20 protein-coding genes are annotated in these 22,439 nt (G+C 69.3%); 12 read left to right on the top strand and 8 right to left on the bottom strand.

The annotated features are described in order from the left end of the window. Positions 1 to 5: 5 nt before the first annotated feature. Both PUT80_RS29980 and PUT80_RS29975 read left to right on the top strand, forming a co-directional pair. On the top strand, positions 6 to 1,400 hold the full coding sequence (locus PUT80_RS29980; protein WP_238608102.1) for an MFS transporter: 1,395 nt from the start codon (positions 6 to 8) through the stop codon (positions 1,398 to 1,400). Further along, positions 1,366 to 2,487 carry an epoxide hydrolase family protein gene (locus PUT80_RS29975; protein ID WP_037818385.1) on the top strand — a complete coding sequence of 374 codons (1,122 nt, stop codon included), beginning with the start codon at positions 1,366 to 1,368 and terminating at the stop codon, positions 2,485 to 2,487. The genes PUT80_RS29980 and PUT80_RS29975 overlap by 35 nt, the downstream gene beginning before the upstream one ends. Before the next feature lie 7 nt (positions 2,488 to 2,494). Here the strand turns inward: PUT80_RS29975 and PUT80_RS29970 are convergent, their stop codons facing one another. Genes PUT80_RS29970 through PUT80_RS29960 form a run of 3 tightly spaced genes read right to left on the bottom strand, consistent with a single transcriptional unit; the run spans position 2,495 to position 5,940 of the window. Further along, complete coding sequence (locus tag PUT80_RS29970; protein ID WP_275294200.1) at positions 2,495 to 4,756, bottom strand: hypothetical protein; 2,262 nt, start codon at positions 4,754 to 4,756, stop codon at positions 2,495 to 2,497. Beyond that, positions 4,753 to 5,049, bottom strand: a complete 297-nt coding sequence (locus PUT80_RS29965; RefSeq protein WP_275294199.1) for a hypothetical protein — start codon at positions 5,047 to 5,049, stop codon at positions 4,753 to 4,755. Before PUT80_RS29965 ends, PUT80_RS29970 begins: the two co-directional genes overlap by 4 nt. A 51-nt stretch (positions 5,050 to 5,100) precedes the next feature. Beyond that, complete coding sequence (locus PUT80_RS29960; RefSeq protein ID WP_275294198.1) at positions 5,101 to 5,940, bottom strand: helix-turn-helix transcriptional regulator; 840 nt, start codon at positions 5,938 to 5,940, stop codon at positions 5,101 to 5,103. A gap of 103 nt (positions 5,941 to 6,043) precedes the next feature. On the opposite strand from PUT80_RS29960, the gene PUT80_RS29955 reads away from it, so the two are divergent. Further along, positions 6,044 to 7,459, top strand: a complete 1,416-nt coding sequence (locus PUT80_RS29955; RefSeq protein ID WP_275294197.1) for an MFS transporter — start codon at positions 6,044 to 6,046, stop codon at positions 7,457 to 7,459. Here PUT80_RS29955 and PUT80_RS29950 read toward each other — a convergent pair. Next, the gene (locus PUT80_RS29950; RefSeq protein ID WP_275294196.1) at positions 7,409 to 10,471 is read right to left on the bottom strand and encodes a BTAD domain-containing putative transcriptional regulator; all 3,063 of its coding nucleotides are present in this window, start codon (positions 10,469 to 10,471) and stop codon (positions 7,409 to 7,411) included. The genes PUT80_RS29955 and PUT80_RS29950 overlap by 51 nt on opposite strands. A gap of 117 nt (positions 10,472 to 10,588) precedes the next feature. Between PUT80_RS29950 and PUT80_RS29945 the strand changes: the two genes are divergently transcribed. Both PUT80_RS29945 and PUT80_RS29940 read left to right on the top strand, forming a co-directional pair. Next, positions 10,589 to 11,224, top strand: a complete 636-nt coding sequence (locus PUT80_RS29945; protein WP_275294195.1) for a TetR/AcrR family transcriptional regulator — start codon at positions 10,589 to 10,591, stop codon at positions 11,222 to 11,224. 1 nt (position 11,225) lies between these two features. Further along, positions 11,226 to 11,525 carry a DUF6204 family protein gene (locus PUT80_RS29940; RefSeq protein ID WP_275294194.1) on the top strand — a complete coding sequence of 100 codons (300 nt, stop codon included), beginning with the start codon at positions 11,226 to 11,228 and terminating at the stop codon, positions 11,523 to 11,525. Here the strand turns inward: PUT80_RS29940 and kynU are convergent. Continuing rightward, entirely contained in the window at positions 11,497 to 12,795 is a 1,299-nt protein-coding gene (gene kynU / locus PUT80_RS29935) for a kynureninase (RefSeq protein ID WP_275294193.1), read from the bottom strand. The two genes, PUT80_RS29940 and kynU, sit on opposite strands and share 29 nt — an antisense overlap. Before the next feature lie 176 nt (positions 12,796 to 12,971). Between kynU and PUT80_RS29930 the strand changes: the two genes are divergently transcribed. The 4 genes from PUT80_RS29930 (at position 12,972) to PUT80_RS29915 (ending at position 16,788) form a co-directional block, all read left to right on the top strand. Continuing rightward, positions 12,972 to 14,339, top strand: a complete 1,368-nt coding sequence (locus PUT80_RS29930) for an APC family permease (RefSeq protein WP_158714557.1) — start codon at positions 12,972 to 12,974, stop codon at positions 14,337 to 14,339. Then, complete coding sequence (locus PUT80_RS29925; protein ID WP_134732768.1) at positions 14,336 to 15,175, top strand: MBL fold metallo-hydrolase; 840 nt, start codon at positions 14,336 to 14,338, stop codon at positions 15,173 to 15,175. The genes PUT80_RS29930 and PUT80_RS29925 overlap by 4 nt, the downstream gene beginning before the upstream one ends. Positions 15,176 to 15,238: 63 nt before the next feature. Next, positions 15,239 to 15,802, top strand: coding sequence for a hypothetical protein (locus tag PUT80_RS29920; RefSeq protein WP_134732769.1), 564 nt, complete (start codon positions 15,239 to 15,241; stop codon positions 15,800 to 15,802). Further along, positions 15,799 to 16,788: a hypothetical protein gene (locus PUT80_RS29915; protein ID WP_134732770.1), complete on the top strand. Its 990-nt coding sequence runs from the start codon at positions 15,799 to 15,801 to the stop codon at positions 16,786 to 16,788. The genes PUT80_RS29920 and PUT80_RS29915 overlap by 4 nt, the downstream gene beginning before the upstream one ends. Here the strand turns inward: PUT80_RS29915 and PUT80_RS29910 are convergent. After that, the gene (locus PUT80_RS29910) at positions 16,785 to 17,300 is read right to left on the bottom strand and encodes a GNAT family N-acetyltransferase (RefSeq protein WP_275294192.1); all 516 of its coding nucleotides are present in this window, start codon (positions 17,298 to 17,300) and stop codon (positions 16,785 to 16,787) included. The genes PUT80_RS29915 and PUT80_RS29910 overlap by 4 nt on opposite strands. 42 nt (positions 17,301 to 17,342) lie before the next feature. Between PUT80_RS29910 and PUT80_RS29905 the strand changes: the two genes are divergently transcribed. Both PUT80_RS29905 and PUT80_RS29900 read left to right on the top strand, forming a co-directional pair. Next, a complete protein-coding gene (locus PUT80_RS29905; RefSeq protein WP_275294191.1) occupies positions 17,343 to 17,903 on the top strand; it encodes an XRE family transcriptional regulator in 561 nt (186 codons plus the stop codon). Positions 17,904 to 17,915: 12 nt separating this feature from the next. Then, positions 17,916 to 19,385, top strand: coding sequence for an MFS transporter (locus PUT80_RS29900; RefSeq protein ID WP_343076908.1), 1,470 nt, complete (start codon positions 17,916 to 17,918; stop codon positions 19,383 to 19,385). Here the strand turns inward: PUT80_RS29900 and PUT80_RS29895 are convergent. Together PUT80_RS29895 and PUT80_RS29890 are read right to left on the bottom strand one after the other, a co-directional pair. Continuing rightward, positions 19,276 to 20,865 (bottom strand): DNA polymerase ligase N-terminal domain-containing protein, encoded by a 1,590-nt coding sequence (locus PUT80_RS29895; protein WP_275294190.1) that lies wholly within the window; start codon positions 20,863 to 20,865, stop codon positions 19,276 to 19,278. The two genes, PUT80_RS29900 and PUT80_RS29895, sit on opposite strands and share 110 nt — an antisense overlap. Before the next feature lie 15 nt (positions 20,866 to 20,880). After that, on the bottom strand, positions 20,881 to 21,360 hold the full coding sequence (locus PUT80_RS29890; RefSeq protein ID WP_037818398.1) for a MarR family winged helix-turn-helix transcriptional regulator: 480 nt from the start codon (positions 21,358 to 21,360) through the stop codon (positions 20,881 to 20,883). A gap of 84 nt (positions 21,361 to 21,444) precedes the next feature. Between PUT80_RS29890 and PUT80_RS29885 the strand changes: the two genes are divergently transcribed. Further along, complete coding sequence (locus PUT80_RS29885; protein WP_275294189.1) at positions 21,445 to 22,077, top strand: NAD(P)H-dependent oxidoreductase; 633 nt, start codon at positions 21,445 to 21,447, stop codon at positions 22,075 to 22,077. The last annotated feature ends 362 nt before the right edge of the window (positions 22,078 to 22,439 follow it).

Below are 22,439 nucleotides of genomic sequence, written 5' to 3'. Positions count from 1 at the left end.
CACCCATGGGTGCGTTCGCGTGTCACAGGATACCTGCGGCGGAAGCTACGAGCGCGGACGGGCGGCGGCTGGGGCTGACGCTGGGGATGCTGGTGCTGCCGATGTACGTGGCGCTGGGCGCGCCGTCGGTGGCGCTGCCTGCCATCGGCCGCGCGCTCGCGGTGCCGTTCGGGGCCACGGCCTGGATTCTCGCCGCGTGGTCGCTGACCTCCGCGCTCGCGATGCCGGTCGCGGGCCGGTTGATGGCCCGGTGGAGTCCGCTGCGGGTGCTCGTCGCCGGAGTCGTGGTGCTCGCCGCGGGTTCGGTGCTCGCCGGGGTGGGTCCGACGCTGCCGGTGGTGATCGCCGGTCGGCTGATCGGCGGCGCGGGGGCGGGTGCGACCGTGATCGCCGTCTTCGCCGCGGCCACTGCTCTTCCTGAGCGGGAACGGATTCGCGCGCTGGGAATCATCGCGGCAGCCAGCGCGACGGCGTCGGCGTGCGGAACCCTGCTGGGCGGGGCAGTCACTGCATGGCTGGGGTGGCGTGCCGTGCTCGCGCTCCCGGCCCTCGCGCTGCCCTTGCTGCTGGTTGTGGTGGCGCGCAGGTACACGTTCACGCGGACCGACGGCGGTAAGCCGGACGGGCGGCTCGACGTTGTCGGCGCGGCCGTGCTCTCGGTGCTCGCTGGCTCCTTGATCGCGTTGCTGCAAGCGCGTTCGGTCGGCCTGCCCGCTCCGGTCACTGTCATCGTGGCTGTCGCCGGTGTGCTCGCCGCAGCGGGACTGTGGCGGCGCGTGCGGCGCATGCCCGACGGGTTCGTGCCTCGCCGGGTGATCGCAGCACACGGCTTCCTGCCAGCCGGTCTCATCGGCGGGACGGTCTTCGCCGGTTACTACGGGGTGCTGTTCGTCGCCCCGTCCCTGATCGAACAGGCCACCGGCGGCGGTGCCCTTGAAGCAGGCGCGATCTTGGTCCCGGCCGCCGCCTGCTCGGTGCTGGCCGGGCGACTGGTCGGTGCCGTGCACGACCGGTTCACCAGTTGGCAGGTGGCGACCGGACTCGCGGGACTCACTGTCGTCGGGGTCCTCGTGGTCGCGGTCTTCGACGGGCCGGTCGCGGTGGTCATCGGCGCGGCGCTGACCGTGTGCGGGTTCGCCGGTTCCCAGGCGGTACTTGTCGGCCTCGCGCCGGAACTGGTCGCCGCGGATGATCGCGACACCGCACAGGGCCTGTTCAACTTCATGACCGCTTTGGGCGGCGGAATCGGTCCGGCCGTGGTCGCGGGTCTGTCCGGCCTCGTGCCGATGCCGGCGGCCCTCGCGCTGCTCGCGGCCCTCCCGCTGGCCGGAGTCGTTCTCAGCCTGTACCGGAAAGGAGCCCGCCGTGGCCGCCGAGCCATTCAAGGTCAGCGTCAGTGAAGCCGAGATCGCGGATCTGCGTCAACGATTGCGCCGGACGCGATGGCCCGAGCCCGAGCCGGTGGACGACTGGTCGCAGGGGTTGCCGCTGGCTTATGCGCAGGAACTGTGCCGCAGTTGGGCGGAGGACTACGACTTCGGGTTCGCCGAGCGGCTGAACGCTTTCCCGCAGTACCGCGAGACGATCGACGGGCTGGGCATCCACTTCCTGCACGTCCGCTCGCCGGAGCCGGACGCGTTCCCGCTCGTGCTCACCCACGGATGGCCGGGTTCGGTGCTGGAGTTCCTGGATGTCCTCGGCCCGCTGACTGATCCGCGCGCACACGGCGGGGATCCGGCGGACGCGTTCCACGTGGTCGCGCCGTCGTTGCCCGGGTACGGCTGGAGTGACAAGCCGTCGAGGACCGGTTGGGGCGTCACCCGAATCGCGCGCGCCTGGGACACGTTGATGGTCTCGCTGGGCTACGAACGGTACGGCGCGCAGGGCGGCGACTGGGGTTCAGCAGTGTCCGGCGCGCTGGGCGAGGTGGCACCTGAGCGGGTTGCAGGCGTCCACCTGAACCTGGGGTCCGTGGCGGCGGGCACGTTCGATGACCCGACACCCGCGGAGCTGGCGAATCTTGAGGCAGAGAAGGAATTCCAGCGCACTGGCCGCGGGTACTCGGCGCTCCAGGCGACCCGGCCGCAGACCCTCGGCTACGGCCTCACCGACTCCCCGGCGGGTCAAGCCGCCTGGATCGCCGAGAAGTTCTGGGCCTGGACGGACAACGACGGCCACCCCGAGGACGCGTTGTCGCGGCAGAAGATCCTCGACGAAATCTCGGTTTACTGGTTCACCGCGTCGGCCACGTCGTCGGCGCGGCTGTACTGGGAGAGCTTCGCCCACTTCCGGGACAAGGTCACCGCGCCGTCCGGACTGTCGGTCTATCCGCGCGACATAACGCGTCCGTCGCGGCGCGAGGCCGAACTGCGGTTCACCGACCTGCGCTGGTTCGAGGAACTGCCGCGTGGCGGTCACTTCGCCGCGCTGGAGCAGCCGGAATCGCTGGTCGAGCAGGTGCGGGGGTTCTTCCGTCTCTTCCGCTGACCGTCCGTTATTCGCGCCCGGGCAGCGGAAGGTCGTGTGCTTTGCGGAAGTCGTTCAGCGCGGCCCATGCGAGGTGCGGATCCAGCGCGAGACGGCGTCGAGCGACGGCCAGTTCGTGCAGGCTCGGCGTGAGGCGGGACTGGGTGAGCGCGTCGGTGAACACGTCCATAACGGTGGCGCAGAAGAGGACGAACGCGCTGCTGTGCAACCGCAATCGGTTGACCGCGTCGGCGAGGTCCGGGGTCGCGCCTTCGTGCAATTCGGCGGCGAGTTCGGCGAGTTCCACCGCTTCGCGGGTGTCGGGGATGCGGAGGAGTTTCGGCCACAGTTCGGTCAGCTCCGGCGTCTGCGCGAGCCCTCGAGCTTGTCCGGTGAAACCGCTCGCTTTGGCGGTCAGGTCGGCGCGGACCAGGATGCCGGTGACCGTCGACAGCGACGGTTCGTAGTGCTCGATCGTCACGTCCACCATGTCGATCGTGGTGCGGCGCAGGTCGCGGGGAAGGCCGCCGGAGAGGCAGTGGCCGAGGTAGCAGAACTGCTCCGGGACGCCGGGCAGCCGTTGCGCGATCCACAGCCTGCTTTCGTCCAGCGTGAACGATTCCAGGCGCACCACCTCGGAAAACGCGCTGTCGAACGCGTCGCGCACGGCCAGTCCGCGTTGCTCGAAGCTGAGCACCGCGTCGTCGGACACCGCCACGAAGTACAGGCAGCCGGGCACGCCGAAGATGCCCTTGATGTCGTTCACCAACTGCTGGGCCTTGTCCTGCTCGCCGATCTTGTCGAGTTCGTCGATGGCGACCACGACCCGGTCGGTGATTCCCTCCTCGCGCAAGGAGTCGGCGGTCAGCTGGGCGAACGCGCGGAACTCGTCGACGACCTCCGGATGCGTCAACTGCTGTTCGGCCCGTTGCGTGGTGCGGGTGCGGCCCAGCTCGCCGCCGGCCGGGACGGCGAGCTTGCCGGACCAGCCGGTGGTGTAGGTCAGGAGGTACTGGATCCGGAGCAGCTGCCGCCGTGCTTCGGCTTCGAGGGCGCGCGGTCCGGCGGACGATTTCCGGCGCAGGAAGAGGATTACCGCGGCGATCGCGGTCGCGAGAAGTTTCCACAGCCAGCGGAGCACGAGGACCGCGACCACGGCCAGGGCGATTCGGTTGCTCACTGGCTGGTTAGTCCACAGTGGACCGAGCAGATTCGGGAACCGCACTGTGCTGACGGTCTGCCACAGGTCGGCGGGGAACCGGGTGAATTTTCCGTTCCACAGCAGACCGCCGATCGCCCAGCCGAGCGCGGCCGAGAGGACGAGGTCGGCCGATCCGCGCCAGAGCCGGCGGGCCCACCACCGCAAGCCGAGTTCCGGACCCAGCGTCTGCCGGATCCGGGCGAGGACAGCGTGGCACAGCAGTTTGTGCAGGTGCAGCACGAAATCGCGGGCGTCGTAGGTGGCCGGGGCGGAGGCGACCACGACCAGTGGCGCGGGGTTTTCGCTGCCGTGCAGCAGCCCTCGCTGCATGGAACGGATTGCGGTGGTTTTGCCGGACCCGCGTTGTCCGCCGAGCGCGACCGCGCCGGAACCCGCGCGTTCGAGGACGCGCCGGATCCGTTTCGCCGCGGCGGTCGGCACGATCCGGCTGCTGTCCTCCTCGCCGAGGTCGTGCTGCTGGTCGAAAACCAGCGTCGTGCCGAAATGCAGCCGCCGGTGCGCGGAAATGACGTCGCGGACCTCGGGCAGCACGATCTCGCGCGCGGCGAACGAACGCCGCGGCCCGAGACCGAGTTGCTCCTCGTGGAACTGCATGGCGTCCGGACTCATCCACTCGCGCAACGCGGTGACTTTGCGGACCGCGAGCACGCCGGTGGCGAACAGGACGCACGGCATCATGACGCCGGCGAAAACCCGGAAGAACAGGGGAAGCTGACTCCACGCTGCGCTCATCAAGCTGAGGTAGACGAGCCCGAGCAGCACCGCGACGACCAGCCAGACCACCTCGCCCGGAGACACCGCCCGGTTTCGCGGCCGGAACCCGCGGTCGCCTTCGGCCATGACCTGGTCCTGCAGCGTGCGGATCTTGGCGAGCAGTGTCTCGTTGCGGAACAGTTCCTCGCGGACGACTTCGGTGCGCAGTGATTCGCGGGCGAGCAGGCGGGTGACTTCGTGGGAGCTGAGCGTTTCGTCGATGAGGGAGGCGAGTGCGGCTTGGGCGGTCCAGGAGTCGAAGTCTTCGAGGTCTTCTTCCTCGAGGAGATGGGGGTCGGTCCGCTCGCCGGTCACCGGCGGATGATGCCATATGCGGTGCTTCGGGCAGGGCGGTTTCGGTGATCGTTAGCGCTAAGTGAGCAGCCGCAGTGCGTCCTCCGGATCTTGGCGAGCAGCGTCTCGTTGCCGAACAGTTCCTCGCGGACGACTTCGGTGCGCAGTGATTCGCGGGCGAGCAGGCGGGTGACTTCGTGGGAGCTGAGCGTTTCGTCGATGAGGGAGGCGAGTGCGGCTTGGGCGGTCCAGGAGTCGAAGTCTTCGAGGTCTTCTTCCTCGAGGAGATGGGGGTCGGTCCGCTCGCCGGTCACCGGCGGATGATGCCATATGCGGTGCTTCGGGCAGGGCGGTTTCGGTGATCGTTAGCGCGAAGCGAGCAGCCGCAGCGCGTCTCGGGATGCGGTGTCGCGCGGGGTGTAGGCCTCGAGCCGGTGGTCGGGGCTGTCGGGTTGGAGCCAGACCTGGTAGTCGACGTCCACGTGGCCCAGCGTCGGGTGGCGCAGGTTCATCGGTCCGCTCGTGCAGTCCGCGACGTCGCCGGTCGCCCACAGCTCGGCGAATTCCGGGCTGCCCATCGCGAGTTCGCCGATCAGCTCCGCGAGCCGGGCGTCGGTCGGGTGCCGGCCGGAGGTCAGGCGCAGGTAGCCGATGTGGATGCGGGCGAGGTCGGACCAGTTGCGGTAGAGGTCGCGGTGCAGCGGGTCGAGGAAGAACATCCGCGGGATCGACGGCCGGGTTTCGGGGGAGTCCGGCGCGGTGTAGTCGACGTGTTCGGCCAGCAGCAGGTGGCCGGTGCGGTTCCAGCCCAGTACGTCGCCGCGGCGGCCGAGGATGATTGCCGGGACGCTGTCGCTCAGCGCGTGCAGCAGGGTCGCGACCCGCGGGTCCAGCGTTTCCGCCGCGGGGCGCACCAGGCGGGAGACGCCGGGGCGTTGCGCGAGGTTGTGCAGGTGGCTCGATTCGGCGTCGTCGAGGCCGAGCACCCGTGCCAGCGCGTCGAGCACTTGCGGCGACGCGGTGCCGGACTGGTCCTGCTCCAATCGCGTGTAGTAGCCGACGCTGACGCCCGCCAGCTGGGCGAGTTCCTCCCGGCGCAGTCCGGGCACCCGGCGGAGCGTGCCGTACGTCCGCAGCCCAGCGGCCTCCGGCGGCACGCGGTCGCGGCGGGTTTTGAGGAACACGCCGAGGGTTTCGGTCTGCATGACCTCGATGGTAGGCAGCCGCGCGCGTCGCTGCCTGCACCTGCGAGGGGTACTCATCGCAGGTGCTGGCCGAGGCGGTTCGCGCGTTTCCAGGATCGGGGGCATGACGGAAACTCGCCGCGCCTGGCTCGGGCTGCTCGTGGTGCTCGGACCGGTCCTGCTGGTCTCGATGGACGGTTCGATCCTGTTCCTGGCCATGCCGACCATCACGCACGCCCTCGCGCCGACGCCGGACCAAGCCCTGTGGATCCTCGACAGCTACGGCTTCGCGGTCGGCTCGCTGCTCATCGCCTTCGGCAGCCTCGGCGACCGGTACGGGCGGCTCAAACTGCTGATGATCGGCGCCGCGGTGTTCGGGGCGGGCTCGGCGGGCGCCGCGTTCGCGACCGGGCCGGAGTGGCTCATCGGCTGTCGCGTGCTGATGGGGCTCGGCGGCGCGACGTTGCTGCCGTCGGGGCTCGCGGTGCTCAGCGAGGTGTTCCCCGAGCCGCGGCGGCGGGCCCGCGCGATCGGGATTTTCGCTGCGACGTTCGCCGCCGGCTTCGCGATCGGGCCGATCCTCGGCGGGGTGCTGCTGAGCCGGTTCGGGTGGGGGTCGGTGTTTCTGGTCAACCTGCCGGTGGTCGCGGTTTTCCTCGCTGCCGCGCCCGTGGTGCTCCGGGAAGTCAAGACAACCCGGCCGGGCAAGGTCGATCTGCTCAGCATCGTCTTGTCCGCGGGCGGTTTGCTGCTGACGGTCTACGCGGTCAAGAACTTCGCTGCCTACGGTCTGTCCTGGTCGGCGATCTTCGGGGTGTTCGGAGCGGCGGTGCTCACGCGGTTTCTGCGGCGGCAGCGGAAGTTGGCGTATCCGCTCCTCGACGTGACCTTGTTCCGCGAGAAGGTCTTCACCGTCGCGGTGATCACCGGAGTGTTGTCGCTGTTCGCCTGGTCAGCTGCGGCATTTCTGACCGGGATGTATCTCCAGTCGGTGCTGGGAGTGTCCGTGCTCGCCGCCGCGTTGCTCGCGCTTCCGGGCGCTGCCGCGCTTACCGCGGTCTGTGTCCTCACCCCGGCGTTCTCCCTGAAGATCGGGAACCGGGCGGCCTTGGTGACGTGTCATTTCGCGATGGCGCTCGGATTGGCGTTGCTGCTGGCGACCACTGCCACCGGCGGAATCGGCTGGTTCATCGCCTCCTCGGTGGTGGCCGGGGTCGGCTACGGGATCTCGTTCTCCCTCGTCGCGGACACCGCGGTCGGCGCGGTCCCGGCTGACCGCGCGGGTTCGGCGGGTGCGATCGCGGAGACGTCCAACGAGATCGGCAACGCGCTGGGCATCGCGGTGCTCGGTTCGGTCGCGGCGTTCGTCGTCCGGTCGAAAGGGACCGCGGAGGCGCACGTGACTGGGCTGCATGTCGCCATGGGCATCGCGGCCGTGCTCTGCGCGGGGCTGGGAGTGCTTGCGTTGCGGTGGCTTCCGAAGGATTCGTCAGCTGAGGACGTCGTAAGCGAGAGCGACTGGGTCGTCGACCGTGCCTGACGGCTGGGCCTGGACAGCGGCCGCAGCGGCAGTCGCGTCGGGAAGGGCCAGGTGGGGGCCGCCGCGGAGATGGTCTGCTGCGGCCAGCAGGTCAGCGGCGGCGACTGGGCGGTCCATGCGCACGGCGTGGTCGGCGATGCCCACGAGGACGATCGACAGATACAGCACCTCACCGGATTCCGCGGCCAAGGCCAGTGCTTCGCGGCGGCGGTCCCGGGCTGTGGGCAGGTCGCCGGCTTGCGCGTCCAGGTAGGCGTGCGAATGCTGGATCATCGCGCAGAACAACGGATGTGGCGAGACTTCGCTCAGCAACGCTTCGGCCCGGTTCAGTTCCTCCCGGGCTTCCGTGAGGTCTCCGCGCCAGCGCGCCAGATCCGCTTTCGTCTGGGCCAGAAACGCGAGCGAGTCAGGGAACGGCACGGTCCGCGCGTCGCGTTCGGCGGCGGCTATCGCGGTCGCTGCTGCTGCCGCGTCGCCGAGTTGCCAGAACAGGTGCGCTTGCCGTCCTCGCGCGAAGAGAACGTCTTCGGCCGAACCGATTTCCGACACGACCTGGATGGATTCCTCGTAGCACGCAACGGCTTCCTCTAGTTCGCCGCGACGGCCGACGACCTCGGCGAGGCTGTTCAGCGCCAGCGACATGCCCCAGCGTTCCCCGCTCTGCCGGAACAGCCGGACGGCCTCGCGGGTGTCGGCTTCCTGCGCGGCCGAGTCGTACCAGCGGTTCAGCTGTATCCGCGCGCGGTGCAGCCGGGCATGGGCGCGCAGCCACGGGTCCTCATCGGACAGTAAATCGTCCAATGTGGACTCCATGACGCTGGGATCCCCGCTTTGCGTGAATACCGGAATAATGGAGCGCAGCAAGGCATTCTTGCTGTCGCGGCTGAGTTCGAGCGCTTTGCGGCCCAGCGCGTCGGCGGTGGTTTCGGAGGACATCCCGATGGTCAGCAACAACGCGGCCATCGCGTAGCCCATCGCGCGCAGTTCGCGATCCACCTCGCCGGGTAGCGCCAACGCCGCCTCGATCACTTCCTGTGCCTCGGTTTTGTGCCCGGTCAGCATCCAGAACCACGCGCACGACGTCGCCAGCCGCAGCGCCGTCGCGGCGTCGCCCGCGGCAATGGCACCGCGCGTGGCGGAAATCAGATTGCCGTGCTCGGCGGCGAAACGCGCCAGCCATTCGATCTGTTCTGCCTGGCGAAGGTACTTGTCGCCGGTCTCGGCGAAGGAGGCGAACCATTCGGCGTGTGCTTGGCGCATTGCCTCGCGTTCGTCGGCCGCAGTGAGCTGCTCCAGCCCGTACGCCTTGATCGTCTCGAGCATCCGGTAGCGCGGCTCGGCGTCCGCGGAGACAGTCAGTAACGATTTGTCGACTAACGCGCTGAGCAGCTCCGAAGTGCCGCCGCAGACCGCTTCCGCGGCTTCCGCGGTCGCGCCGCCGGAGAACACCGCCAACCGGCGCAGCAGCTGCCGTTCGTCCGGTTCCAGCAGATCCCAGCTCCAGTCGACGACCGCGCGGAGCGTGCGGTGTCGCGGCAGTGCGGTCCGGCTGCCCGCGGTGAGCAGGCGGAACCGGTCGTCGAGCCGGGCCGCCAGTTGCGACACGGTCATCGACCGCAACCGGGCCGCGGCGAGCTCGACCGCGAGCGGCATTCCGTCGAGCGCCCGGCAGATCCGCACCACTTCGTCCACTGTGGACTCGTCAACGACGAACCCTGGCCGCACCGCAGCGGCACGGTCGGCCAGCAGCCGTACCGAAGCGCACGACATCGCTTCGACGGACGTCGCGCCTTCTGCGGGCAGCGTCAGCGGTTCGACCGGCCAGAGCGCTTCGCCGGTCAGCGCCAACGGTTCCCGGCTGGTCGCGAGGATGCGCAGCCGCGGGCACTCGCCGAGCAGGTGGTCGGCCAGTTCCGCGGCGGCTTCGATGACGTGCTCGCAATTGTCGAGCACCAGCACCGCGTCCCGGTCGCGCAACGCTCTTGTCGCCCGCTCGCGCGGAGTGCCGCTGACGAGCGATCCCTTGTATATCTGCTCGCGAAGGCCCAGTGCGTCGAGCACGGCCTGCGGAACGTCCGCGCCGTCCCCGATCGGGGCCAGTTCGGCGAACCACACGCCGCCGCGTTCGGCCAGCAGATGCCGTCCGGTTTCCGTGGCCAGCCGCGTCTTTCCGGCCCCGCCGGGCCCGGTCAGCGTGGTGAGCCGGTACTCGCCGACCAGCTTGGCCACGCGCGCGACCTCGGTGTTCCGGCCGACGAAACTGGTCAACCCGGCCCGCAGGTTCGTGCGCGCGACGTCCTCGTCGGCGACCGTCTCGCGGAGGATTTTGGTGTGCGCGGCGGCCAGCTCAGCGGCCGGGTCGGCACCGAGTTCGTCCGCGAGCGCCATCCGGATCCGCGCGAACACCTGTAGCGCTTCGGCTGGTCGTCCCGCGGCTTGGAGCGAGAGCATCAACGCCGCGGCCAGCCGTTCGCGCAATGGATGTTCGGCGAGCACCCTCGACAGTTCTTCGGTCAGATCCGCACCGTGGCCCAGCCGGAGCGCGGCTTCGGCGTACTCCTCGGTGGCGGACAGCCGTAGCTCGTTCAGGCGCGCGATGTGGCCTTGGAAGAACTGCGCGTCCGAGACGTCGCCGAGCGCCGGGCCGCGCCACAGGTTGAGCGCCTCGCGCAGCAGCACGACGCGCTTCTCGTCAGACGCGGTCCGGGCGGCGGTGACCAGCTCCTCGAAATGGGCCGCGTCGACGGTCGCCTCGGGCAGCCGGTAGCCGGACGGGGTGGAATCGAGCCGCGTGCCGACCCGGCGCAGCCGCGAGACGAGCGCCTGCAACGCGTTGGCCGTGGCCGGCGGACGCGTCCCCCAGACGGCGTCGACCAGCTGCCCGGCCGAGACGACCCGGCCGGGCTCCAGCGCGAGGGCGCTCAGCAGCGTCCGCAATCGGGCGCCGGTGATCTCGACCGCGGCACCGTCGTCGTTCCGGACCTCCAGCGGGCCCAGCAAGCCGATCCGCACCTGGTCGATGATGCCGCGCCGGCCCCCGTCCCGTCCTCCGGGATCTCCCCGATATCCAGGAGGTTCAGGCAATAAATGCAGTCGACACCAAGTTTGCAGTCTGTTTCACTTTCCGGCGTGGGACTTCGAGAGCGGAAGAAGCAGGAGACCGTGCGGCGCATCGCGGAAACCGCGCTGCGGATGTTCGTCGACCGCGGATTCGAGGCGGTGACGATCGCCGAGGTGGCCGAGGCCGCCGACGTCGCGGTCAACACCGTCTACAACCACTTCCGCGTCAAGGAAGACCTGGTGCTGCCGCCGTCGGAGGCGTCGGCGGGACGGCTGGCCGGGATCGTGCAGGCGCGCGAGCCGGGAGTGTCCGCGGCGCGCGCGGTGCTGGACCGCCTGCGCGGCGAGATCGAGCAGCGCTCGCGGACGATCGGGCTCAGCCCGGGGTTCGGCCGGGTGCTGCCGATGATGCTGGCCGCGCCCACGCTCGCCGCCCGGTTGCGGGAACTCGGCGAGCAGATGGTCGCCGAACTCGCCGACCTGCTGGTCGCGGAAACCGGTGCGGCGCAGGGGGATCCGGTGCCCCGCCTGGTCGCCGCACAGATCGGGTGGGTGCACAGCCTGCTGTACGGCGAGATCGGCAAACGCACCGTCGCCGGCGAGTGGCCGGACGACATCGCGGAGGCGGCGCTCACGCTCCTCGACGCGGTGGAAGGCCTGCTCAGCGAACAAGTTCTGACTTATGCGACCCGGAAGGACACCTGACATGGACGCGTTCCGCGTAATCATCCGCGGCAAATTCGACTCTCTCGACGAGGCCGCCCGGACTTCGCTCGAGGACAAAACCGACGTCGCCTTCACCGAGGAAGGCACCTTCACACACGACGTCAACGCGACGGCGTTCACCTTCCGCTGCCAGGTCCCGGCCGGTCCAGACGACGACGAACGTGCGGCCAAAGACGGCGCGACCGCCGCGTTGGCCGCGCACGGCCTCCCGTACCGGGACCTGAACTACGCGGTCACCGACCTGCGGACGATCAAGATCCGGCGCAAGAACCGCCAGTGACCTCCGCCAGTGCGGTCGCCGCGCGCCAGCAGTCGTGGAAGGTGGAGTACATCGGCACCGGCGCGAGGCGGATGACGTCCGGACGGCGTGCGTCCGCGATAACGCCGTGCTGGTTCCGCAACGCGGCGCTGACGTCGTCGGCGTCCAACCCGTGCAGGCGGACGGAAAGCTGCGCACCCCGACGGTCCGGGTCGCGGGGTGTGAGCACCTCCAGCGGACGTCCCGCGCAGACCTCGTCGAGCAGCGTTTCGAGGTAACCGGTCAGCCGGATGCTCTTGGCGCGCAACGCAGTCATGCCCACCGCGTCGAACATCTCCAGCGAGGCGCGCACCGGGGCCATCGCGAGGATCGGCGGGTTCGACAGCTGCCACGAGTCGGCGGTGTCGACCGGCGTGACGGTCGGCTGCATCCGGAACCGCACGTCCGGGTCGGTGCTCCACCAGCCGGCCAGCTTCGGCAGCGAACGGTCCGCGAGATGCCGTTCGTGCACGAAGGCTCCGGCGATCGCACCCGGTCCGCTGTTGAGGTATTTGTAGGTGCACCAAGCGGCCCAGTCGACGGCCCAGTCGTGCAGCCGCAGCGGCACATTGCCCGCCGCGTGCGCGAGATCCCAGCCGACGATCGCTCCGGCGGCGTGCCCGGCGCGGGTGATCGCCGGGATGTCGAGCAGTTCCCCGCTGTAGTAATTGACCCCGCCGAGCAGGACGAGCGCGACCCGATGTCCGTGCTCGGCGAGCCAGCCGGCGACGTCCTCGCTGCGCAACGTCGATTCCCCGGGACGCGGTGAAAGCCGGATGACGGCTTCGTCCGGGTCGTAGCCGTGGAACGCGACCTGGCTGCGCACCGCGTAGCTGTCGGAGGGAAAGGCGGTGTTCTCGATGACGATCGCGTGCCGCTCCGGAGTCGGCCGGTAGAAGCTGACCATCATCAGGTGCAGGTTGACCGTCAGCGAGTTCATCATCACGACCTCGGCCGGGCGCGCGCCGACGAGCCGCGCGGCTGGCTCGCGCAGCTGCTGGTGGTAGGAGACCCACGGACGCGCTGCCTCGACGTGGCCCTCGACGCCCAGCCGGGCCCAGTCGGCGAGTTCCGCGTCCAGTGCGGCGCGGGTCGCGGTCGGCTGCAGGCCGAGGGAATTCCCGGCGAAGTAGGCCGTCTCGGGGTAGCCGCCGCCGGTCGCGGGCGGAACGTGGAACTGCGCCCGCGACGTCGGCAACGGATCCTGGGCGTCGAGGTCGCGGGCGGCCGCTTCGGCGAGGGCCACGGTCATGGGAACTCCACAAAGTCGGCGAAGGAACGCTTCTCATCGTTCTTGCCGGACGCCATGCCCGTCCAATGCCTGATTTGCTCGTTCCCATGCCTGCCCGGCTATCCCGAGGTATTCCCGAACGGCTATGTCCGGGCGGGCATTCGGTATTTCCGAAGCGTCGCGGATTGGGTCACGCTGTGCCGACCGACAACGGCCAGCAGGAGGCAGTGATCACGATGCCGACCGAAGCAGAAGCGAACCTCAAGCGAAGCATCTCCCTCTTCCAAGCCGTCGGAGTCTCGTTCCACCAGGTAGTGGGCGGCGGGGTCGTCGCGTTGATGGGCACCGCCATCGCGCTGACCGGGGCCGGCGCGCCGATCGCCTTCGCCATCGCGGCGCTCGCGGTGATCGTCTATTCGCTGCCGATCGCGTCGCTCGGCAGCGCGATGCCGGTCACCGGCGGCCGCTACACCTACGCCGCGCGGCTGGTCTCGCCTGGTGCCGGATTCGCGTCGATGTGGCTGTCCGCCGTGTCGGTCATCCAGCTCAGCCTGATGGCGCTGGCCGGGGCGAACTACGTCAGCGCGCTCGTGCCGGGCGTTCCGGTGCGGCCGCTGGCGATCGCGCTGATCACGGTGTTCTTCCTGACTAACCTGGCGGGCGCGACGTTCTCCAGCCGGGTCGGCATCGTGCTCGCGGTCGTCATGCTCGCCGCCTTCCTGCTGTACGGGATCGCCGGAATCGGGCAGGTGCGCCTGAGCGAGTTCGCGAACCTGACCCCGCACGGCATCAGCGGCCTGCTCAACGCGGCGGCCATGCTCACCTTCGCCACCACCGGTGCGTTCCTGATCGCCGACATCGGCGGCGAGATGAAGCGGCCGGGACGCGACATCCCGCTGTCCGTCGTCGGCGGCACTCTCGTCGCGGCGGTGATCTACGTGGTCGTGGCGATCCCGTCGGTGGGCGTGCTCGGCGCGGCGGCGTCGGCGGGCAAGCCGATGTCGGACGTCGCCCGCCACATCCTTTCCCCGGGCGGTTTCGCGTTCTTCATCCTCGGCGGCGCGATGGCGTCGGTGATCGGACACATCAATTCGCTGCTGCTGGCCGCGACGAAACCCGTGCTGGCCGCGACCGGCGACGGCTGGCTGCCCGCCGGGCTCGGCGCGGTGAACCGCCGGTTCGGCACCCCGCACTGGCTGCTGGCGATCCTCTACCTGATCGGCGTGGTCCCGGTGCTCGCCGGCTTCAGCGTCGCGAACATCGCGGCCATGACGTCGATCGTCACCGGGCCGTTGCTCACCCTGCTGATCATCGCGTCGTGGCGGGTGCGCCGGCAGCGTCCGGAACTGCACGCGGCGGCCCCGTTCCGGATGCGCCGGACGTCGCACGCCGTGCTGTCCGTGCTCGGCGTCGCGATCCTCGGGGTGCAGACTTGGTTGCTGCTCAAGCAGATCACCCTGCCGGCGCTGCTCGCGCTGGCAGCCTGGAGCGTGCTGGGGCTCGTCGTGTGGCTGGCGCGCCGGTCGCGAACTGTTTCCTTCAACCTCGAAAGCGAGTACGCATGACCACGCAGCTCATCCTCCTGGGCACGGCGGGCGGTCCCGCTCCGAAACGCACCCGGAGCGCTCCCGCGCAGGCGATCGTCGTCAACGGAGCCGCTTACGTGATCGACTGTGGCAACGGCGTGGCCCGGCAGCTGGTGCACGCGGGCATCCCGCTCGACTCGCTGCGCGCGGTCGGCATCACGCACCACCACTCCGACCACAACGCCGATTACGGCAACCTCTACCTGCTGGCCTGGGCCGCCAACCTGGAACGGCGGGTCCCGGCGTTCGGCCCGCCGCCGCTCGCCGAGATGACCCGGCATTTCCTGGCACTGAACCGCTTCGACATCGACACGCGGGTCGGCGACGAGGGTCTGCGCCCGTTGGATGAACTGCTCGACCCGCACGAGGTCACCGGGGACGGCGTGGTCTTCGAGGACGAGAACGTCCGGATCACCGCGGCCCGCGTGGATCACCCGCCGATCGTGGACGCGTTCGCCTACCGCGTGGACACAGCGGACCGGTCAATCGTGATTTCCGGCGACACCGCACCGTGCGAGAACCTGGTGCGGTTGGCAGCTGGTGCGGATGTGCTGGTGCATGAGGTCATGTACGTGCCCGCGGTGGACGCCATGGTGAGCCGCTACAACGGCACGACGCTGCGGGATCACCTGCTGGCGAGCCACACGAGTGTCGAGCGAGTCGGTGCGTTGGCCAAGGAAGCGGGCGTCGGGACGCTCGTGCTGTCGCATTTCGTCCCGACCGACGCCGACATCGCCGACGAGGTGTGGCACGACCACGCCGCTGCCGGGTTCGACGGCGAGGTCGTCGTCGGGAAAGACCTGCTGCGCCTCTGACCGGATCGGGCCGAAGTCGCGTCGTTCCCCGGGTTCAGCACGCTTCGTACCTACAGTGGCCAGGTGACTACGCCTGCCGAGGACCAGCGCGACCACGTGATGGCGCGCGCGTCCGCGCTCCGCCGCGAGCTTCGTGCGGGTCTGGCGCAGCTGCCGGACCAGGCGGAAGACGAACGCACGCAGACGCTCGACGCCTTGGTCGAGCGGGCGGAGGCGCTGCTGAGCACCGAGAAGGAGGTCGACGCGGCCGTCGAGCAGGTGCGGCTCGCCCGGCTGGAGGCGAAGCGCGGGAAGGTGCAGCGGACGACGCTGTACCTGGCGGTCGCGCCGGTCGCGGTCGGGATGGTGAGCGGGGCGATGATGCTGTTCGGCGCGCTCAACGCGGTCTGGCTGCTGCTCGCGTTGCCGCTGCTGGGCGCCGGATTGCGGATCGCGTTCGGGCCGCTCGGGCCGACGCCGCTGATGGTCAACCGGCGGCAGCGGGCCGCGTACAGCGGGGCGCTGGCCGCGATCTTCACCGCGGCCGCGCTCATCGGGACCGGGCCGACGGCCCAGCCGATCGTGGTCGTCCTGGCCGCGCTCACCACGGTGGCGACCGTGGCGTTTCTGGTGCAGGAGGCGCGGTGACCTACTCCGAGTACTACCGCGACACCGAGTACTACCCCGCCGAGGAGGGGCCAGAAGCCGATCCGGAACTGGTCGCCCTCACCGACACCGTCGGCGGGATGCAGGAGACCGTCGACGATCTGGAAAACCGCACCGTCCGCGAGCTTTCCGAACTGCGCGAGACGGTCGAGTCGTTCACCGAAACCCATTCCCGGCACGAAACTCGGCTGGACCACACGGCCCGGCAGCTCGAACGGCTCCGCCAGCGGTTGCTGGTGCTCGAACGCGCGGTCCGGGTGTCGGAGAAGGTGCCGGTGGTCGACCTGGACGACGTCGGCCCGCGGCTGCGGCAGCTCGCCGCGGAGGCGGAGCGGCGGCACAGTCTGGCCGCGCAGCTGCTCACGCCGAGCCAGCGCCGGCCGTACGAAGAGGACGTCGCGCGGCTGCCGCAGGCACGGGAAGTGCTGGCGCAGAGCGAGGAAGCGCTGATCGCCGTACTGGAGGTGCTGGCGAAAGCCGAGCGTGGCACGCCGGAACGGGACGACGCGGAGTCGCGACTGTCCGAAGTGGTCGCTCGACGACGCGGTGTGCTGGATCGCCAGCTGCCCGCCGCGCAGCAGGATGCCGAAGCGGCGCACCAGGTTCTGGCCGCGGACGAGGTGACGCGGACCCGGGTGCTGCCGCAGATCGAGAAGTGCGAGCGGGATTGGGAAGAACTGCATTCCCGGCTGCGCGAGCGGATCACCGACGCGATCGGGTCGAGCGCGTTGCTGCCGGTGTGGTTCACGCACGCGTTCGGAGTCGCGCCGCCGTCCGGTGCGGCGGGCGACAAGTGGATCCGCGCGGCGACGTCCGCGCTGGCCTACCGGGTGACGCACGGCGTGGTCGATCCCGCGCTGCCGCTGGGCGAGCCGCCGCCGTCGGACACCGACTGGACGGAACCGAAGTGGTCCTGGCGCGCCCGGCTGGAGAACGACATCGAGGAACTCGACCTCGGCGTGGATTAACGCGGTTCTTCCGGTGTGTCGTCGGAGGCGGGGACGAGTTCTCGCTGCATCCAGGTGACATCGCGCCAGGCCCCGTGTTTCCAGCCGATCCGTCGCCAGGTCCCGATGAGTTCGAAGCCCATCGCCTTGTGCAGTCCGACGCTGGGTTCGTTCGGCTGGGTCATCCCGGCCACCGCCATCCGGAAGCCGCGTTCGGCGAGCCGGGCGAAAAGGGCTTCGTACAAGGCTTTCCCGCCACCCGCGCGCCGACGATCCTGCGCCAGGTAGACGCTGACCTCGCACGACCAACGGTAGGCGGCGCGCTCCTTGTACGGGCTGCCGTACGCGTACCCGACCACCTCGCCGTCGATTTCCAGCACCAGCCACGCGTACGACTTCGTCGCCTTCGCGATCCGGGCGGCCATCTCCGTCGGCGGTTCGGCCTCGAAGCTGATCGTGGTGTCCCGGACGTACGGCGCGTAGATCGCCGCGCACGCCTCGGCGTCCCGTTCTTCGGCAGGTCGGATCAACATGTCCCCGATAGTAGACATGATCCGCTGCTATAGTCGACCACTGTGACCGATCCCCTCTCCGCCTCGCTCGCCGCGGCGGTGCGCGAAGCCCGGCAGGACCGTGCGCTGTCCGCGGGTGTGCTCGCCGAACGTTCCGGAGTTTCCCGTGCCATGATCGGGAAAATCGAACGTGGCGAAGCGCAGCCGACGGCGGTGCTGCTGAGCCGGCTCGCCACCGCGCTCGGGCTCACGCTGTCCGAGCTCATCGCCCGCGCGGAGGGCGACGACGACCGTCGCCTCGCGCGTCGTGAGGATCAGCCGACCTGGCAGGACCCGGTCACCGGCTACGTGCGCCGCGCGGTCTCGCCGCCCGGGCACGGGGCTACCGAGCTGGTGGAAATCGAGCTGCCGCCCGGCGCGAAAGCCGGATTTCCGGCCAGCTCCTACGCCTTCGCCGAGCACCAGGTCTGGGTGCTGTCCGGCCAGCTGCGGTTCCACGAAGGCGACGTCGTGCACGAACTCGCCGCGGGCGACTGCCTCCAGCTTGGCCGACCGGTCGACTGCGCGTACGAGAACCCCGGCGCTGAGCCGTGCCGCTACCTGGTGGTGCTCACCAAAGTGTGACCCAGTTAACGCCTGATTTGTCTGATTACCGGGGTCTCCCGCCCGGACATGATGCGACCGCACAGCATCCGGGAGGAGAAGCAAGTGGGTTCGTGGCGCGAATTGAGAGTGCATTTCAGCACCGCGGTCGTGCTGGCCGGCGGCGTACTGGTCGGCGCGGTCAACATCTATGTGGCAGCAAGCCTTTTGCCGACCGCGGTCGCCGACATCGGCGGGGAGCGGCTTTACGCGTGGAACATGACGGCGTTCCTGGTCGCGCAGGTCGTCGCGACGATGTTCGTCAGCCGGGCGCTCGCGCGGCTCGGCAACGCGACGGCGTACTACCTCGGGTTCGGCGTTTTCGCGGCGGGCTCGGTGGTGTGCGCGGTGAGCCCGGCGATGCCGGTGCTGCTGGCCGGACGCGGAGTGCAGGGTTTGGGCGCCGGATTGCTGACCGGACTGGGGTTCGCGGTGATTCACTCGGCGCTGCCACGGCATTTGTGGGCGCGGGGGAGTGCGTTGATCTCGGCGATGTTCGGCGTCGGCAACCTCGTCGGCCCGGCGCTCGGCGGGTTGTTCGCGCAATTCGGTTCGTGGCGGGCGGCGTTCGTCGTGCTGGCCGGTGCGGCGGTCGTGATCGCGGCCTTGGTGCCGCGGGCGCTCCCGCGCAGCGAACGAAGCGGCGACTCGACTCCGGTGCCGACCTTCGCATTGGTAGCCGTCATGGGTGCGGTCGGAGCGGTGAGCGTCGCCGGAATCTTGACCAACGTCGTCGCGATGGCCGCGTTCATCGTGCTGGGATTCGGTTTCGTGGCGGCGTTTCTGCTTGTCGAGAAGCGCGCCGCGGTACGGGTGCTGCCCGCTGAGACCTATTCCGGCTCGCCGCTGCGATGGATCTACCTGACCATCATGTGCCTCGCCGCCGGAGTTTCGGTCGAGTCGTTCCTGCCGCTGTTCGGCCAGCATCTCGGCGGATTGCCGCCTGCCGCAGCGGGCTTCTTTTCCGCCGCCCTGTCGTTCGGCTGGTCCGCCGGGCAGATCGTCAGCTCCTCGGCCCGTCGCGTCCGGCTGCTCTGCCTGGCCGGACCGACGCTGCTGGCGGCCGCGTTCGTCGTACTTGCCTTGTTGCAGCAGGAAAACGCGTCGGTGCTGGCTTGGCTGGTCGTCCTTCTCGCCGGTGGCACCGGGATCGGCATCGCCATGCCGCACCTGTCGGTCGCCGCGATGGCCAGCGGTCAGCAAGCGGCAGCGGCGATCGCGACCGTGCTCACGATGGCGACCGCGTTCGGTGCGTCGATCGCGGGTCTGCTGGTGAACCTGGGCGCGCCGTCGATGGTGACGTCCGCGCGCTACCTGCTGATCGGCTTCGCCGTCGTGGCCGCGGCCGGGATTTTCACGACAGCTGCGGCAGGCGTTGGTGCACGTCAAGCAGTTGCGCGAACGGATCTCCCGCCTTCGCCACGCGATCGAGCACCGTCCGGATCGTCCACCGATCCGGAGTGAGGTCGGGGTCGTCGAGTTCGTCCCACTCCAGCGGGACGGACACCGGCGCCCCCGGCTTCGGCCGCACGCTGTAAGGCGCGACGAGGGTTTTGTTCAGCACGTTCTGCGTGTAGTCGAGCCGCGCCAGCCCGCCGCGGCGGTCCTTGTGCCACGCCCAGCTCACCAGGTCCGGCACGATCTTGCCGATCGACTTCGACACGGTTTCCGCCCACGACCGGGTCTCGGCGTACGTATATCGCGGCTCGATCGGCACCCAAATCTGGATCCCGCGCTGCCCGGTCGTCTTCGGCCGTCCGATCAGCCCGAAGTGATCGAGCGCGGTGCGGTGCAGCCGGGCGAGCGCGAGCACGTCGTCGAACGAGGTTTCCGAACCGGGGTCGATGTCGAACAGCAGCCAGGTCGGATGCTCGACGTCGGACGTGCGCGACGTCCAGGCGTGCAGTTCCAGCGCGGCGAAATTGGCCAGCCAGGCCAGATCCGCGACGCCGGAGGGCACGAGGTACTGCTGCACGTCGCCGGGGTCGGCTGCCTCGTAATGCCAGCGGTGCAGCCATTCCGGCGCGTGGTCGGGGACTTCCTTGTGCCAGAACCCGGGTTTGCCGACCCCGCCGGGGAACCGGTTGGTGTTGAGCGCGCGGCCGGCGAGGTAGGGGAGCATCGTCGGCGCGATCCGGGTGTAGTACTCGATCAGTTCCCGTTTGGTGATCGGCGCTTCGCCGTCGCGTCCGGGGATCAACGTCTTGTCGAGATTGGTGACCTTCAACTGCCGCCCGGCGACCGTCCACGTGCCCTGCTTGCCCAGCTCGCTCAGCGCTTCGAGTTCATCCTCGGATGCTGGCTCGAACACTGCGTGCAACGGCACTTCCGCCTCGGTCGCGGGCAGATCGCTCCGCCACAACGCAGGCGGAGCGGCCGCGATCTCGTCATTGGTGAGCCCGCTTTTCACCGACTTCGGATGGTCCTCGGCGTCCCAGCCCGAGGTGGCGTGGTCGTCCTGCTTGTGCAGCAGGAACCACTGTTTCCCGTCGTCGTCCTTCTTCGGACGGATCAGCACGAAGCGCCCGGCCAGTTTCTCGCCGTAGAGGTCGAAGTGCAGGTTCCCGTCCGCGAGCGCCTGCTCGGGATCGTCGGTGTCGACCGGTTCCCAGCGTCCGCGATCCCACACGATCACGTCGCCGCCGCCGTACTCGCCGCGCGGGATGACGCCCTCGAAATCGGCGTACTCCAGCGGATGGTCCTCGACGTGCACGGCCATCCGCCGCGCCTTCGGATCGAGCGTCGGCCCCTTCGGCACCGCCCAGCTGACCAGCACGCCACCGAGCTCGAGCCGGAAATCGTAGTGCTTCCGCCGCGCGCGATGCCGCTGCACGACGAACCGGTAGCCGGGTTCCCTCGGGGCATTCGCACCAGCTGGCTCGTCGGTCTTCGCGAAGTTGCGCATGGCGCGGTACTTCGCCAGCCGCTCGGCGGCACCGTCCATTCGCTGCCCCTCCCGTCAGCAGGTCGGCGGAGGCTCCTCGGTGCAGGAGCTGCTGTCGACCGTCCCGGAAGCCGCTTGCAACAGCAAGTTGTAGAGCTGCTCGCGCTGATCCGGATCGAGCGCCGCGAAGACCTCGTCCTCGACCGCCGCGAGCGCCGCCTCGGCCCGGGCCAGCTCCTTCGCACCCCGGTCGGTCAGCACGACGACGTGCCGCCTGCGGTCCTCCGGCGAACGGCGCCGCTCGATCAGCTGGTCGGCCTCGAGGTCGTTGAGCAGGCCGACGACGTTGGTGCTGTCCATCTCGAGGATCTGCGCGAGTGACTGCTGGGTGCTGGAACCGCGGGTCTGCAGGACGGTCAGGGCGATCAAATGCCGAGGCCGCAGCCCGAACGGAGCGAGCACGCTCTCCGCGCGCAGCCGGATCCGGCGCGCGAAGTGCTCGAGCAACGCACCAGACCTGCGCGGAGCCTGGGCGACGAGCGGCAGCGGAGCCATGTGTCCAGTCTACGAGACAGTCCAGGTAGCTGCCGTGCTATAAATGGTTTGTCTTACACAAACTATCTACGGACGGTCATCGACATGGCACACCTGCTGCACCTCGACTCCAGCATCAACGGCGACCGCTCGGTGAGCCGCAAACTCAGCGCACGCGCGGCTCAGGCCTGGCAGGCCGCCCACCCAGACGGAACGGTGACCTACCGAGATCTGGGCGCGAACCCCATCCCGCACCTGGACCCGCTGGCCTGGGAAGCGCGCATCACCCCCGCGTCCGAACACACCGCAGCCCACCGCGAAGCCGCCCGAATCGGCGAAGAGCTGGCCGCAGAAGTACTGGCCGCAGACACCGTGCTGCTGGGCCTCCCGCTCTACAACTACGGCGCCCCCAGCTCAGTGAAAGCGTGGGTAGACCGCATGATCGCCGCGGCAGGAGAGGACCCGTCAGTCCTGGGCGGCCGAGAACTCCTGGTCCTGGCAAGCCGCGGCGGAGGTTACGGCGAAGGCACCCCAAGGCACGGCTGGGACCACGCAGAAGGCTGGCTACCGCACGGCCTTTCCCTGACCGGCCTGGAACCGCGCTTCATCACGGCAGAATTCACCATGGCAGACGTCAACCCCGCTTTGGCGGAATTCCGCCCGCATGCCGAAGAAAGCCTTTCCGCAGCAGAACGAGAAATCGACGCCCTCTGGACCCCCGCCACCGCAACCCGCTGACGCTCCAACGCGTGAAGGGCCCCTTCAGGGAATCTAAGTCCCTCAAGGAGCCCTTCACGCCTTTTCCGGTACGTGAGGGCCACCCTCATTGACTCTGATTCCCTCAGGGTTCCCCTCACGGCCTTCAACTCGTTCGCCGCGCGCCCGCTTGGGATGCCGCCACGGTGCGTCGCATGCACCCAATGCCACATTGGGGCGCAAGCCCCGCCGCCAACGAAACCGCCACCGATGCACCCAGCTCGAAGTGCACCCACACTTCCCCCGCACCCCGATACGAAGCTCTCCTGCGGTCTGGGGTGGCTTGTCAAGGCATCTTTCCCGCCTTGACAAGCCACCCCAGACCGTCAGCACAATCAAGCTTC

Source organism: Amycolatopsis sp. La24 (genome assembly GCF_029087445.1).
Taxonomy (GTDB): Bacteria; Actinomycetota; Actinomycetes; order Mycobacteriales; family Pseudonocardiaceae; genus Amycolatopsis; species Amycolatopsis nivea.
The sequence above is the reverse complement of the archived record's forward strand: the minus strand, read 5'-3'. Positions and strand labels throughout refer to the sequence as shown.